Here is a 13,108-nt window from a genome sequence, read left to right as displayed (position 1 = left end):
AGTTCGTCATAGGACACCATCACATGCTCTTGAAAGGCCGGGCGTTGCATTAATCTTTCATAAAGCGTGTTGCTTAATAGTGAAATAAGGGTGTTTCGGTGATTGAAGTAAATTTTACGCTGTTCTGAGATGGAAATTCCAAAGATCGGCGCTAAGGAGTAAGAAGGTATCATCAATAAAGGGTCTACGATTCCGTAAAATTTGGGTCATGCAACCGAGGCGCTTGATACCCGCGATGGCGTGTTCAACTGTAATACGGATGCCCGAGATTATTTTATTTTCTTGTTTTTGTTCAGGCGATAAAGGTCTTTTTCGAGTTCCTTTTTTTGGGATTTGTGTATTAGGATGCTGTTTATCTATACCTTGAAAACCGGTATCTGCCCAGATGGTTACCTCAGGAGGAATATGGCGAATTATATCGACTTTATCGAGTAAGCGTTTATCGTGACGGCGCCCATTTTTGCTCATGGGGATAAATCCAATTTGCCTTGTTTCGTCAGTCATAATAAGCCCTTTTCGAGTGGTCTGTCTTTTCTTTCCCGAATACATTTTTTTTCGCCGACGCAGATTCTTAGGCTTTTGGACAGGTCGCTCTGTCCCATCAATAAAGACGTCTTTAACTCCAGGAAAGGCGCGAAAAAATTCCTCAGCAGAGCGAATTTGACGAGCGGGCAAAACACATTCTCGCCCCAAGGTCATCTCTAAAACCGGCAATAATATTTTTACCCAGCGACATACCCGTGTTCTATCTAAACCAAAAAGAAGTCCTTGCAAATCATAGGTCGGATAACATTTTAAATACAATAAAATAAAAAGCAGTTTATCTAATGGGGTTGGGATAAATCCTTTCTGCCCTGCACCCATCTGTCGCTCGTGATCTTTTCGATTCTTTTTCCGATAAATCAAATAACAAGCTGAAAATTCAGCGGCTAAATTTTTCAATTCTTCGACTGATAATCCAATGATTGCTTTACATAAACGATTATCTCGTAACAACCGCTCTTTGTTGATCATTTCAAACCTTTATTCTCTAAGTTAAACCTCTTTTTATTCTCAATAGCCTGACAAAAAATGCAAGTCTCTATTCAGCAACTAGTTTAAAGTAAGCGCGTAGATGCGGTAAAGGCTTACGATTGATCTCAATCTCGTAGTAACGGTACAGCACATGACCAAACTGAATATCAGCCAGGCTTTGTTGAATAATTTAACCGTTTGATTTACATCTTCTTTAGTTAGAATGCATTTACAGAGAATGTATTTTGTTAGAACGACAAATCAAATAGTTAGCACAATAAAAAGCATTCCGAGAGGAAAAATTAGTCGTTGAAATTTTATAATGCTTATATAAATCAGTATCTTAAATTATTCAACAAAGCCTATCAGCCAGTGAAAACGCATCCCCGGCTAAAAAAGGGTGTCTGGCAAGCTGTTGTTCGGCGATGTCGAGCTTTTTGCTCAAAAGCAGTAACGGCAGTATCGATCGCAAGAAGATCACGCTCAGCCGCTGGTGTACGCACCACACGCCAAAACACTGGCGCAGTAAAGCCAAGCGCAATATTCAATTTTGCCCATTCAGCCCAGCGATCCACCTCCGTTCTTGCTAATAACGCTTCGGGCTAGAAACCACCCGTTGCGTAGCGGTTCGCTAAATATCGCAGGATAGCCCCCGTTTCCCACAGCGCTGGGTTATCCCCATATTGAAGCACGGGAACAGTACGATTAGGGTTGAGTGCGTAAAATTCCGCGGTATCGGTTCCCCCATAGCGGTGTCCTACATCATGTCTGACAACGTGCAGGCCAATCTCTCCGACGCACCACATTAATGCCTGTACATTGGATGAGGTTTTCCTTCCCCAGATAACCAACATAATATTTCCTTTTATTTGACCGATATATTCAGTGTAACCCGATGATTATTGGCCTGTGTGTTTTTCATGGCTACGTCTATTGACAGCGTACACGCAGACAAATAATCTCGAAACAAACAGAAAAACAACACATTAGCGCTTCGCTATTCACTTCGTAAGGAACGCACAGCATGAATCTGGTTCACTATCTCGGCAAGCAGACGCTGGGGGTTTTAGCCTGCTACCAGCAGGGAAAGGTGGTGATGCACATTTGCGGCGTATACCCGCGCACCAACAATGCACTGCGGGTTTTCTTCCCCAAGGGCCACGCGCTGGCCGTCGGTGATTTCGCCACGCTGCATCTTGATAACCGCACCGGAGTGGATCAGTTTGATGCCAACATTTCCGTTTATCGCGCCTCTTACAAAGGGCGCGTGGTGGAGGTGGATGAAGATTGGGTGCTGCTGGAGCCGCGTGAGTGCCAGGTGATGTATGGGCTTAGCTGCGTACTAGATATTCGCGCACCGCACTATCACTATCCTCAGGATACGCGGGAAGAACGCGCGGTGCCGTTTACCCCCCTGAATGCGCTGCCAGAGACGGAACACCATGATTTCACCAACAAGGTAGGCGTGCTGTTCACCATGGCGCAAGAACAGCCCGGCTTTGTTGAATAATTTAAGATACTGATTTATATAAGCATTATAAAATTTCAACGACTAATTTTTCCTCTCGGAATGCTTTTTATTGTGCTAACTATTTGATTTGTCGTTCTAACAAAATACATTCTCTGTAAATGCATTCTAACTAAAGAAGATGTAAATCAAACGGTTAAATTATTCAACAAAGCCGAACAGCCCCACACCACCGTTCTGACGTTTCTCTCTTCGGTGGACAATGATGTGTTTCTTATCACCTTCCCTGAGACGTTCAAATCCCGGCAGCTCAAGCGTAATCCGCACTGCTTTTTTGCGATGGATGAGCGCTCACACTACACCTTTGAACGCGCTATTGAGTGGAACTACACCTTGATTGAGGGTGATGCCCATCTGATCCCACCACACAATCCGCTATTCGAACAGGTACGCGAGGCGTTCATTCATAAAAATCCGTGGGAGATGGCATTCTTCCTGCGTGAGGATCTGGAAATGTACCACATCAAGAGCCGTCAACTGGTGTGTCCCGGCTAGCGCCAGGCTGTCGCTACCGCCTGATGGTTGCGCTGCGGGCCACCGCTGATAGCCCGCAGAACTGTGTAACCCGGTTACTCTTGCGCGTCGTCCGATGCGGCAGCCTCGTCATCGGTTTTTTCTGGCTCACGCGTAATGGGTTTGCCGTAGCTCTGCTCGTTGTAACGGCTCATCCACAGCGACAAGGCTTTGAGAGAATCCGGCGTGAACTCATCGCAGCGCGCCGTAACCTCCTGCGGCATCATCCAGCACACCTCAGCCACTTCCTCCTCCTGCAAGGCAAACGGGCCATGGGTAACGCAGCTGAATAACGCCCCCCACACGCGGCAATTGTCCCCGTCAAAATAGAACAGGCCATGATCGGCGAAAGGCACACCGGCAATACCCAGTTCCTCCTCCGCTTCACGACGTGCTGACTCCAACATGTTCTCGCCGGTTTGCACTACGCCTCCGGCTGTCGCATCCAACCAACCGGGGTAGAAATCTTTTATTTCGGTACGGCGTTGAACCAGTATTTTTCCCATGCCGTCATGAACAACGATATAGGTGGCGCGGTGACGTAAACGTTGAGCGCGCATTTGCTGGCGGCTGGCCTGGGCGATAACATCATTGTTCTCGTCAACAATATCCACCCACTCGGTCCCTGCCGCTTGACTTTGCTCCACCATCCTTTGAACCCTTCAGTATTGGCGCGTTGCAACGCGCGTCTGTTTTAAATGTACTAAGCGTTAGTCGTGCAAGATCGTTGATAACTTAGTGACTAATAGTCACCTGTGCAATAGGCTCGCCACCCATTAACGGTAAAACTTGAAGTGTCCCTTGCGCCAACATGCCATAGCTGGGCACATTGCCCCCCTTAAGCAAGCTGATGGAGCCAGGATTAAAGCAGTAGATCTCTCCCTGACGTTCAGCCACAGGAAGGTGGGTATGCCCATACACCAGCACATCGTCTGCCTGCAACGGCGGAAGATGCTGAGGGTGATAGAGATGACCGTGTGTCAGGAAAAGACACTGTTGTGGCAACAGCACCTGCTGCCACGGTGCCGTGATCGGAAAGTCGAGCAGCATCTGATCCATTTCGCTATCACAGTTACCGCGCACCGCCACAATGTGACGGGCAAACGCATTTAATCGGCTCGCCACATCGGCAGGCTGATAAGCCTCCGGCAGCGGATTACGCGGGCCGTGATTGAGGAAATCCCCCAAAAGAATCAGCCACTCGGCACCACTACGGGTAAAAATATCGAGCACCCGCTCCGTCGCCGTTATAGCCAACCGACTTAAAAATGATTACATCCTATGCCCTGATATGCGGCAAAGAAGCATAGCTGGCTGTTATCAAAATAATGTCGCTTGGCTATAGCGAGCCGTGAATATCTGAGGCAAACATCAACTTCATCGTGATCCCCGAAAAAACTACGTCGCAATACGGCAAAGTGTAACAAAATTACCGTACTCAACTCTTGTCCTTTTTTCATTTGGCAGGTGGGTGTCGCACGATTACACACATCCATGTTCGGAGGGCTATATGATAAAGGTCATCGCTAAACCAACGGTAAGCGCAGCATAAAAAAAACGTACTGAACACTCCCTGTTCAGTACGATCCTGAGTGGCAGAATCCGTGTCAGTGACACGCGGATAAAAGCAAAGTGAACAATCTCGCACCGCCTGCACGATGCAGCGCGCAGGGGAAAGCGAGTCACCATCATGGTGTTGTCAAATGCCCTACGGCAGGTGGGTGAATCTTGCCGTGCATCGCCGGGTTGTCGCTCTCATCTTTCAACGCAACGCCCTACAGCCGGCGTTGAAACGCTTGCTCCAGCAGCCAGGCCCATTTAAATGCCGCCTGTGGATAATCCAGCCCTTCCGGGCGAATATTGGAACTGCAGTTACGCTCCGATTCCAAACGGCGCGTGTGAGGCCCCCAGGTTAAATAAATACTCAAGCTATCCGGCGATGACAAACCGGGGCGCTCGCCGATCAGAATTGCTACGGCTTTCGCTCGCAGACACTCGCCAATATCATCGCCCAGCGCCACACGTGACTGATGCGCCAGCACCACCGGTGCCAGCGATAAACCCAGTTGCTCCAGATAAGGCCGCGCCTGGGTAATGAGCGGCACCGCCTGACGATGTACCGCCTTGGACGAGAGACCATCGGCCACCACAATCAGCAAATCGGCGGGCGGTTGATGCAGAGCCATCAGTGCATCACGGCTGGCATCCGATAAGCGCCGACCCAAATCAGGCCGACAAAGATACTGCTCGCGCGACGTTGCAGCTCTGTGCACGGTAAACGTTTTCAGCCCTTGCGCGGCTAAGGCCTCAGCAAGGGGTTCACTGTCAAAGGCCTGATGCACCGCATCCCGCGCCTGCGCGTGTGCCAGGCCGAATTTCAGCAGTTCTTCGGTCGGCAGGCTTGCACCGGTGCGCCCCAAGGCAATGCGCGCGGCGTTGTATTCACGCAACATTTCCCACGGGTTGGCGTGAACGATGTCCTTCATACGCGCCCTTCCAGATAAGGTTGATGTTGCAGCAACGGATGCTGACGGCTGGTATCACACAGCCGCCCCTGGGTATCAAGAATCTTCATGCGTGCCAGCCATTCACCAAACTCCGGCGCATGCTTCAATCCCAGCAGCTCGCGCACATATAGCCAAGCGACATTATTTTGATAACAGCCAGCTATGCTTCTTTGCCGCATATCAGGGCATAGGATGTAATCATTTTTAAGTCGGTTGGCTATACAGCGCATCATGAAACGAGGTGCTCTGATAGTTGAGCATGATGTCATCCGCACCCGGAATGCCCATTAGGTAGGTCAATCCGGCGGTGGCCAACAGCGTCAGCAACGTGTCCATATCGTCCTGATCCGCTTCGGCGTGGTTGGTGTAGCACACGTCGCAGCCCAAGGGCACACCAAGCAGTTTGCCGCAGAAGTGATCTTCCAAGCCGGCGCGGATAATTTGCTTACCGTCATACAGGTATTCAGGCCCGATAAAGCCCACGACCGTGTTCACCAGCAGCGGAGAAAAACGCCGCGCGACCGCATAGGCGCGCGCCTCACAGGTTTGCTGATCGACACCGTGATGGGCATTGGCCGAAAGGCAACTGCCCTGCCCGGTTTCAAAATATAGCTAAACGACTTAATTTTGATTACATTATTTAAATGAGCTATTCAATTGATTTTAGACGTAAAGTGATATAGCCAAGCGACATTATTTTGATAACAGCCAGCTATGATTCTTTGCCGCATATCAGGGCATAGGATGTAATCATTTTTAAGTCGGTTGGCTATATCTACACGGAAAAACGAAGGGTTGAGTATCCGAGAAACAGCGAAGCAATTTCGGATTGGCCCTGCCTCTGTATCGCGTTGGATTAATCAAATAGAGTCAAAAGCATCGACCACGCGTCAGCGAAAGATCGATAAATCCGAGTTGATAAAAGATGTTGAACAATATCCAGATGCTTACCAAAAAGAACGTGCAGAGCGTTTTGGCGTTTGTCAGAAGGCCATTTGGCAAGCGCTTAAAAAGCTGGGATTGACCTATAAAAAAAACTCTACGTCATCCGAAAGCCGACGAAAACGCCCGGCAGGGATTTCAACAAAAAAAACAACAGTATGAAAAAGAAGGTAAACCTATTGTTTTTATTGATGAAAGTGGTTTTTCACACGATACCCCACGGACTCACGGCTATTCCCCAAAAGGTCAACGGTGTTTTGGCCTGAAGAACTGGGGAGCTAGGGGAAGAACAAATGTTATCGGCGCTTTATTAGGCACAACGCTGTTTGCTATCGGATTATTTGATATCAATATTAACAGCGATGTTTTCTATGCCTGGGTCACACAAGTCCTTATCCCAGTACTCCCTAAAAACAGTGTAATCATGATGGACAATGCCACTTTTCATAAAAAACATAATATTCAACAAGTCATCATCGATGCAGGGTATATGGTGGAGTATTTGCCTACATATTCGCCAGATCTTAACCCAATTGAGCATAAATTGGCACAAGCAAAAAGCAAAAAAAGAGAGATGGGTTGCGATACAGAGAGTTTGTTCTCAGTCCATATGGTGTAATCAAAATTAAGTCGCTTGGCTATACTTTCAGTTGTCCGTCGGTGTCACGCACCATGCGAATCTCTTCATCGTTGACGAAAATCGCCCCTTCGCACGGTTTTTCCAGAAAGTTGATGCAGCGCAGCAGCGTACTTTTCCCTGATCCTGACGATCCGATAATCGAAATTACATCGCCCGCTTTCGCCTGAAGAGAAACCCCCTTCAGCACGTTGTGTTCCCCGTAACGCTTGTGCAGTTCCGTCACCATCAGTTTATGGTCTGACATGCTGTTTTTTCCTGATGTTAATGAGATGAACGGGTATAAATATGCCGCAGCCAGCGCCGTTCCGCGTGTTTAAACAGGCCGATCAGCACAAAAGAGATTGCCAGATAGATCACCGCAGCAATGCCAAAGGCATAAAGCGGCTGATAAGTGGAAGCATTAATATCTCGGGCAATTTTCAATATATCCGGCACCGTTACGGTAAACGCCAGCGCCGTAGAGTGAAGCATCAAAATCACCTCGTTGCTGTACGCGGGCAGTGCAATACGTAGCGCACCGGGCAAAATAATGCAGAGATACTGTTTAAACCGGGAAAAACCGTAGGCTCTGGCCGCTTCAATTTCACCATGAGGCACCGAACGGATCGCACCAGCAAAAATCTCTGTGGTATAGGCGCAGGTGTTCAACGCCAATGCCAACACCGCACAGTTCAGCCCGCTGCGGAAAAACGCATTCAGCATGTCGGTGCCGCGCACGATCTCCAGGCTGTAAACACCGGAGTAAAACACCAGCAACTGCACGTAGAGCGGCGTGCCGCGAAATACATAGGTAAATACCCACACCGGAAAACAGAAACGCCGCCGTGGAGAAACGCGGGCAATGGCCAGCGGGATTGCCAGCAGCCCCCCCATCACCACCGACGAAATCAGCAGCCATAGCGTCATCGTCAGACCGGTGAGACGATACCCATCACTCCATAGCAAAGGTTGCCAGTACTGTTGCAGGATCTCACTCATAATTCACCTTCTTCACGCACTGCGAGTAATGGCGTTCCAGCCACCACAGCACCCCGTTGGAGACCGTGGTAAAAATCAGATACATCACCCCGGCGACAATGGCGAAATAAAACGGTTCATGCGCCCGTTTGCCCGCCAACTGGGTCACTTTGACAATGTCATTCAGCCCCAACAGCGATACCAGCGCGGTTGCTTTGAGGATCACCTGCCAGTTGTTGCCAATACCGGGCAAGGCAAAACGCATCATGGAAGGAAACATGATGCGGCGAAATACCTTCAGTGGCGTAAAGCCGTAAGCCACGGCCGCTTCAATCTGCCCTGGCGGCACAGCCAGATAGGCACCGCGCAAGGTTTCAGTGAAATAGGCACCGTAGATAAACCCGAGCGTGATAATGCCTGCCGAGAGCGGATCGATATCGATTTGTGCGATACCTATCGTTTCCGTCACACTGTTGAGCGCTATTTGCAGGCCATAAAAAATCAATAACATTAACACCAGGTCCGGCACGCCACGGATCAGGGTGGTGTACGCGGAGAGAAAACCGGACAGCAGGCGATTGGCTGAGAGCTTGGCGCCTGCGCCAATCAGCCCAATGACCAACGCCAACAGCAACGAGCACACCGCTAATTGCAGCGTCATGCGCGCTCCGTCAAGAATCAGGTCGGTATAGCCGTAGAGCATCGCGTGTTTCCGTCTAAAAAGGCACACTCTGCCTGCATGACGCAGGCAGATCCCAGCAACACGCCATTAGCCGCCGTATACGTCAAAATCGAAGTATTTCTTCGCGAAAGTGTCGTAGGTGCCGTCTTTGCGCATCTCTTCAAACGCTTTATCCAACGCAACTTTCAGTGCTTTATCTTCTTTGCGCAGCCCCATACCGGTACCTACGCCAAAGAATTTGTCATCCTTCACCGCCGGACCTGCAAAGACGTAATCTTTGCCAGCCGGTAATTTCAGGAAGCCTTCACTGCCCGCCACTTCATCCTGGAACGCGGCATCGATACGGCCTGCGGTCAAATCGGCGTAGATCAAATCCTGGTTCTGGTAAGCCACCACATCAATCCCTTTCGGCTGCCAGTTAGCGTTAGCAAAGGCTTCCTGGGTTGATGCCTGCAACACGCCGACACGTTTACCACGCAGCGATTCCAGCGTCGGTTGAATGTTGGCCCCTTTCTTCTCAATCAGGCGCGCGTTGGCCGCGTAGAGTTTTTCTGTAAACTAGTTGCTGAATAGAGACTTGCATTTTTTGTCAGGCTATTGAGAATAAAAAGAGGTTTAACTTAGAGAATAAAGGTTTGAAATGATCAACAAAGAGCGGTTGTTACGAGATAATCGTTTATGTAAAGCAATCATTGGATTATCAGTCGAAGAATTGAAAAATTTAGCCGCTGAATTTTCAGCTTGTTATTTGATTTATCGGAAAAAGAATCGAAAAGATCACGAGCGGCAGATGGGTGCAGGGCAGAAAGGATTTATCCCAACCCCATTAGATAAACTGCTTTTTATTTTATTGTATTTAAAATGTTATCCGACCTATGATTTGCAAGGGCTTCTTTTTGGTTTAGATAGAACACGGGTATGTCGCTGGGTAAAAATATTATTGCCGGTTTTAGAGATGACCTTGGGGCGAGAATGTGTTTTGCCCGCTCGTCAAATTCGCTCTGCTGAGGAATTTTTTCGCGCCTTTCCTGGAGTTAAAGACGTCTTTATTGATGGGACAGAGCGACCTGTCCAAAAGCCTAAGAATCTGCGTCGGCGAAAAAAAATGTATTCGGGAAAGAAAAGACAGACCACTCGAAAAGGGCTTATTATGACTGACGAAACAAGGCAAATTGGATTTATCCCCATGAGCAAAAATGGGCGCCGTCACGATAAACGCTTACTCGATAAAGTCGATATAATTCGCCATATTCCTCCTGAGGTAACCATCTGGGCAGATACCGGTTTTCAAGGTATAGATAAACAGCATCCTAATACACAAATCCCAAAAAAAGGAACTCGAAAAAGACCTTTATCGCCTGAACAAAAACAAGAAAATAAAATAATCTCGGGCATCCGTATTACAGTTGAACACGCCATCGCGGGTATCAAGCGCCTCGGTTGCATGACCCAAATTTTACGGAATCGTAGACCCTTTATGAGTCTGTAAAGAATTTTGTGTAAATGGCTCCATTGCTTAACCGGAGATTCGTTCTCAATACATCAACATGAATTGGCTCATAGCAGGTTTCCAGTCTCTGATTGGCAAGGTCCATTTAGCAGAGATATTATGCAAGGCTAGATAGAGTAATTTTATCACCGAGTCATCCGTTGGAAATATTCGTCGCGTTTTCGTTATCTTGCGCAATGAAGCATTTAACGACTCTATCGCGTTGGTGGTGTAGATAACCTTGCGGATCTCCGGCGGAAAGTCAAAAATGACGATGAGACGTTCCCAATTATTTCTCCACGACGGGCTGATCGTCGGGAACTGTTCATCCCATTTGGCCGCGAAGGCATCCAGGGCCTCTTCAGCGCCCTCTAGCGTTGCGGAACTATAGATGGTGCGCAGGTCAGCAGCAACGGCCTTACGCTCTTTCCAGCCGACGTAGCGCAGCGAGTTCCGCACCTGATGCACAATGCAGAGCTGTACCCGCGTATGCGGGTAAACAGCTTCAATGGCATCAGGAAAGCCTTTCAGGCCATCGCAGCAGGCGACGAAGATGTCCTTTAGCCCACGATTTTTCAGTTCTGTCATCACAGATAACCAGAACTTGGCCCCCTCAGTTTTGGCTATCCATAGCCCCAGCAGCTCTTTTTCGCCCTGGCCGTTGACGCCGAGGGCCAGATAAACAGACTTGTTGGCCACGGCTCCGCCGTCCTGGCTTTTGACAACAATACAGTCAAGGTAAACAATGGGATAAAGCGCATCCAGCGGCCGTTGCTGCCAGCGCTTAACTTCATCCATCACAGCATTGGTCACTTGAGAAATGAAGCCAGCGGAAACATCGACCCCGTAGACTTCTTTAAAGTGTGCCTGAATATCACGGGTTGATAACCCTCTGGAATAGAGAGAAATAATGCGGTCATCGAAGCCGTTAAGCTGTTTTTCGTGCTTACCGATCAGTGTCGGCTCGAAGGTACTGTTGCGGTCGCGCGGAATATCGAGCTCGATCTCCCCATTTTGGCTACGTACGCTCTTGGATGTCTTGCCATTGCGTGAGTTGCCTGAATGATTACCAGCCGGGTCATGCTTAGCATACCCAAGGTGCATCTCCATCTCAGCTTCAAGAACCCGTTCCGCCAGTCTTTTAGTCAGCACCTTGAGTAGGCCTGATTCACCCAGCAGATCCTGAGGGGAGTGACAATCTTGAAGCAGTTGGTCAATAAGTTCGTTGCTGATAGGCATTTTGTTATCCTTTGAAGGTTTTCCTCAAAATGCCATTTACACAGATTATTTTACAGTCTCCCCTTTATTGATGATACCTTCTTACTCCTTAGCGCCGGTCTTTGGAATTTCCATCTCAGAACAGCGTAAAATTTACTTCAATCACCGAAACACCCTTATTTCACTATTAAGCAACACGCTTTGTGAAAGCAATCTCCTGCTGGCGCTTCTCGGTGATGGAGAGCGAGGAGATCATGGCGTCAATTTTTTTCGCTTTCAGTGAAGGGATCAACGCGTCGAAATCACTTTCCACAAAAGTGCATTCGGTCTTGATGCGTTTGCACAGTTCTTTAGCCAAATCGATATCAAAACCCACCAGCTCACCGCTGGCATTCTTGGACTCAAAGGGTGCATACGTCGGGTCGGTGCCGATTTTAAGATTCTTGGGAACATCGGCCAGCGCGCTTCCCGCAGCAATAACTAAGGCCAACGGCAGAATTCTGAATAATTTTTTCATTTCGCAACCCTTATCTTGATGGAATGATGATCAAAAGGAATGAATATCACTAAGCGTAAAGGGGCGGTCAGACGCCTGCGCGCTCTAGCGCGAAAGGGATGCCAGCGCCGCCAGTCTCATCAGCAGAAACCATGCAGAATCCGCGCCATAATCGCAGCTGAATACGAATAAATCCGAAATCTACCGCAGGCGCGTAGTGATAGGGCCACCCTGATGAGGGTAATGATGCATGCGTTGATCGGGAAAGAGACGGCGCGCTTTCCCGGCAACATTTTGGTGCAAACCAATCAACATTTGCACAATAACATCGCATCATCGCTTAAGCGTAGTGCAAACCTTGCGCAGACATGCAAGAAAGCGAGAGAAAAGGTGAGCGGAATTGCACCTGATTGGTGTGTTTTTACGATTGGACGCGGTTAACTGCCCTGCCAGCGTGTGAACAGCGCTTCAGGCAGTTCAATATCAAACTGATCGAGCACGCGGTTGACGGTTTGATCCACCACGTCTTGCAACGTTTGCGGACGGTGATAAAACGCGGGAACGGGCGGCATGATCACCGCGCCCATTTCTGCGGCAGCCGTCATCATACGCAGATGCCCGAGGTGCAACGGGGTTTCACGCACGCACAACACCAATGGGCGACGCTCTTTCAATATCACATCTGCGGCGCGAATCAATAAGTTATCGCTGTAGCTGTGCACAACCCCCGAGAGGGTTTTGATGGAACACGGGAGAATCACCATTCCTGCGGTGCGAAACGAACCGGACGACAGCGACGCGGCGATGTCACGGCTGTCATGCACCATATCCGCCAATGCCTGCACATCGCGCACAGTAAAATCAGTTTCGAGCGTCAGCGTTTGTCGGGCGGCTGTACTCATGATCAAATGGGTTTCCACGTCGGCCAACGGCTGTAACACCTGCAACAGGCGCACGCCATAAATTGCGCCGCTGGCACCGGAAAGTCCAATAATGAGTCGTTTCATGCCAAACCTCGAAATGCCGCTGTACAAAAAGACTTTGCCTTATCCCCGCTCAATAAGCAACAAAGGGAGGCGCTGACGCACCTCCCTTCTCACTTTCATTGCCAATTGGCAGCGT

The 13,108-nt window shown here is 48.9% G+C and carries 12 protein-coding genes and 8 pseudogenes; 6 read left to right on the top strand and 14 right to left on the bottom strand.

What is annotated here, in order from left to right:
* Window positions 1-114: 114 nt before the first annotated feature.
* Window positions 115-1,014 (bottom strand): transposase family protein, encoded by a 900-nt coding sequence (locus ACQGXV_RS20290; protein ID WP_440862932.1) that lies wholly within the window; start codon window positions 1,012-1,014, stop codon window positions 115-117.
* Window positions 1,015-1,378: 364 nt separating this feature from the next.
* Window positions 1,379-1,868 (bottom strand): annotated as a pseudogene (locus ACQGXV_RS20285) (glutathione S-transferase N-terminal domain-containing protein); the annotation flags it as partial.
* A gap of 170 nt (window positions 1,869-2,038) precedes the next feature.
* Here ACQGXV_RS20285 and ACQGXV_RS20280 point away from each other — a divergent pair.
* Both ACQGXV_RS20280 and ACQGXV_RS20275 read left to right on the top strand, forming a co-directional pair.
* Window positions 2,039-2,500, top strand: a pseudogene (locus ACQGXV_RS20280) (hypothetical protein); the annotation flags it as partial.
* Between the two features lie 198 nt (window positions 2,501-2,698).
* Window positions 2,699-3,037 (top strand): annotated as a pseudogene (locus ACQGXV_RS20275) (hypothetical protein); the annotation flags it as partial.
* A gap of 74 nt (window positions 3,038-3,111) precedes the next feature.
* Here the strand turns inward: ACQGXV_RS20275 and yfcD are convergent.
* The 5 genes and pseudogenes from yfcD to eutB form a co-directional block, all read right to left on the bottom strand.
* Complete coding sequence (gene yfcD, locus ACQGXV_RS20270) at window positions 3,112-3,705, bottom strand: NUDIX hydrolase YfcD (RefSeq protein ID WP_440862931.1); 594 nt, start codon at window positions 3,703-3,705, stop codon at window positions 3,112-3,114.
* 85 nt (window positions 3,706-3,790) lie between these two features.
* Window positions 3,791-4,312, bottom strand: coding sequence for a phosphodiesterase (gene yfcE / locus ACQGXV_RS20265; RefSeq protein WP_440862930.1), 522 nt, complete (start codon window positions 4,310-4,312; stop codon window positions 3,791-3,793).
* A 5-nt stretch (window positions 4,313-4,317) separates the two neighbouring features.
* Window positions 4,318-4,497, bottom strand: a complete 180-nt coding sequence (locus tag ACQGXV_RS20260; RefSeq protein WP_440862929.1) for a hypothetical protein — start codon at window positions 4,495-4,497, stop codon at window positions 4,318-4,320.
* Window positions 4,498-4,833: 336 nt separating this feature from the next.
* Window positions 4,834-5,541: pseudogene (gene eutC / locus ACQGXV_RS20255) on the bottom strand (ethanolamine ammonia-lyase subunit EutC); the annotation flags it as partial.
* Window positions 5,538-6,174: pseudogene (gene eutB, locus ACQGXV_RS20250) on the bottom strand (ethanolamine ammonia-lyase subunit EutB); the annotation flags it as partial. The pseudogenes eutB and eutC, both read right to left, overlap by 4 nt.
* Before the next feature lie 153 nt (window positions 6,175-6,327).
* Here eutB and ACQGXV_RS20245 point away from each other — a divergent pair.
* Both ACQGXV_RS20245 and ACQGXV_RS20240 read left to right on the top strand, forming a co-directional pair.
* A complete protein-coding gene (locus ACQGXV_RS20245; RefSeq protein WP_440862928.1) occupies window positions 6,328-6,666 on the top strand; it encodes an IS630 transposase-related protein in 339 nt (112 codons plus the stop codon).
* Window positions 6,590-7,123 (top strand): IS630 family transposase, encoded by a 534-nt coding sequence (locus tag ACQGXV_RS20240; protein WP_440867530.1) that lies wholly within the window; start codon window positions 6,590-6,592, stop codon window positions 7,121-7,123. Before ACQGXV_RS20245 ends, ACQGXV_RS20240 begins: the two co-directional genes overlap by 77 nt.
* Before the next feature lie 22 nt (window positions 7,124-7,145).
* Here ACQGXV_RS20240 and ACQGXV_RS20235 read toward each other — a convergent pair.
* The 4 genes and pseudogenes from ACQGXV_RS20235 to ACQGXV_RS20220 form a co-directional block, all read right to left on the bottom strand.
* A pseudogene (locus ACQGXV_RS20235) lies at window positions 7,146-7,388 on the bottom strand (ATP-binding cassette domain-containing protein); the annotation flags it as partial.
* Window positions 7,389-7,405: 17 nt separating this feature from the next.
* Window positions 7,406-8,122 (bottom strand): ABC transporter permease, encoded by a 717-nt coding sequence (locus ACQGXV_RS20230; protein WP_440862927.1) that lies wholly within the window; start codon window positions 8,120-8,122, stop codon window positions 7,406-7,408.
* Window positions 8,115-8,804, bottom strand: a complete 690-nt coding sequence (locus ACQGXV_RS20225; protein ID WP_440862926.1) for a histidine ABC transporter permease HisQ — start codon at window positions 8,802-8,804, stop codon at window positions 8,115-8,117. Before ACQGXV_RS20225 ends, ACQGXV_RS20230 begins: the two co-directional genes overlap by 8 nt.
* Before the next feature lie 66 nt (window positions 8,805-8,870).
* A pseudogene (locus tag ACQGXV_RS20220) lies at window positions 8,871-9,341 on the bottom strand (transporter substrate-binding domain-containing protein); the annotation flags it as partial.
* Window positions 9,342-9,423: 82 nt separating this feature from the next.
* Here ACQGXV_RS20220 and ACQGXV_RS20215 point away from each other — a divergent pair.
* Window positions 9,424-10,272: a transposase family protein gene (locus tag ACQGXV_RS20215; protein ID WP_440862925.1), complete on the top strand. Its 849-nt coding sequence runs from the start codon at window positions 9,424-9,426 to the stop codon at window positions 10,270-10,272.
* A 45-nt stretch (window positions 10,273-10,317) separates the two neighbouring features.
* Here the strand turns inward: ACQGXV_RS20215 and ACQGXV_RS20210 are convergent, their stop codons facing one another.
* Window positions 10,318-11,511: an IS256 family transposase gene (locus ACQGXV_RS20210; protein WP_440862924.1), complete on the bottom strand. Its 1,194-nt coding sequence runs from the start codon at window positions 11,509-11,511 to the stop codon at window positions 10,318-10,320.
* 172 nt (window positions 11,512-11,683) lie between these two features.
* Window positions 11,684-12,007, bottom strand: a pseudogene (locus ACQGXV_RS20205) (transporter substrate-binding domain-containing protein); the annotation flags it as partial.
* A gap of 222 nt (window positions 12,008-12,229) precedes the next feature.
* On the opposite strand from ACQGXV_RS20205, the gene ACQGXV_RS20200 reads away from it, so the two are divergent.
* Window positions 12,230-12,427: a hypothetical protein gene (locus ACQGXV_RS20200; protein ID WP_440862923.1), complete on the top strand. Its 198-nt coding sequence runs from the start codon at window positions 12,230-12,232 to the stop codon at window positions 12,425-12,427.
* On the opposite strand, the gene ACQGXV_RS20195 is transcribed toward ACQGXV_RS20200, so the two are convergent.
* The gene (locus ACQGXV_RS20195) at window positions 12,424-12,993 is read right to left on the bottom strand and encodes a UbiX family flavin prenyltransferase (RefSeq protein ID WP_440862922.1); all 570 of its coding nucleotides are present in this window, start codon (window positions 12,991-12,993) and stop codon (window positions 12,424-12,426) included. The two genes, ACQGXV_RS20200 and ACQGXV_RS20195, sit on opposite strands and share 4 nt — an antisense overlap.
* Between the last annotated feature and the right edge of the window lie 115 nt (window positions 12,994-13,108).

Source organism: Symbiopectobacterium purcellii, assembly GCF_052050035.1.
Lineage (GTDB): Bacteria > Pseudomonadota > Gammaproteobacteria > Enterobacterales > Enterobacteriaceae > Symbiopectobacterium > Symbiopectobacterium purcellii_A.
This window is presented reverse-complemented; position numbering and strand designations above follow the sequence as displayed.

What these genes read in the sequence shown, in the direction of transcription:
- ACQGXV_RS20290 (WP_440862932.1), bottom strand. Translation starts at nt 1,014, where the DNA reads ATGATCAACAAAGAGCGGTTGTTACGAGATAATCGTTTATGTAAAGCA.
- yfcD (WP_440862931.1), bottom strand. Translation starts at nt 3,705, where the DNA reads ATGGTGGAGCAAAGTCAAGCGGCAGGGACCGAGTGGGTGGATATTGTT.
- ACQGXV_RS20230 (WP_440862927.1), bottom strand. Translation starts at nt 8,122, where the DNA reads ATGAGTGAGATCCTGCAACAGTACTGGCAACCTTTGCTATGGAGTGAT.
- ACQGXV_RS20225 (WP_440862926.1), bottom strand. Translation starts at nt 8,804, where the DNA reads ATGCTCTACGGCTATACCGACCTGATTCTTGACGGAGCGCGCATGACG.
- ACQGXV_RS20215 (WP_440862925.1), top strand. Translation starts at nt 9,424, where the DNA reads ATGATCAACAAAGAGCGGTTGTTACGAGATAATCGTTTATGTAAAGCA.
- ACQGXV_RS20210 (WP_440862924.1), bottom strand. Translation starts at nt 11,511, where the DNA reads ATGCCTATCAGCAACGAACTTATTGACCAACTGCTTCAAGATTGTCAC.
- ACQGXV_RS20200 (WP_440862923.1), top strand. Translation starts at nt 12,230, where the DNA reads ATGATGCATGCGTTGATCGGGAAAGAGACGGCGCGCTTTCCCGGCAAC.
- ACQGXV_RS20195 (WP_440862922.1), bottom strand. Translation starts at nt 12,993, where the DNA reads ATGAAACGACTCATTATTGGACTTTCCGGTGCCAGCGGCGCAATTTAT.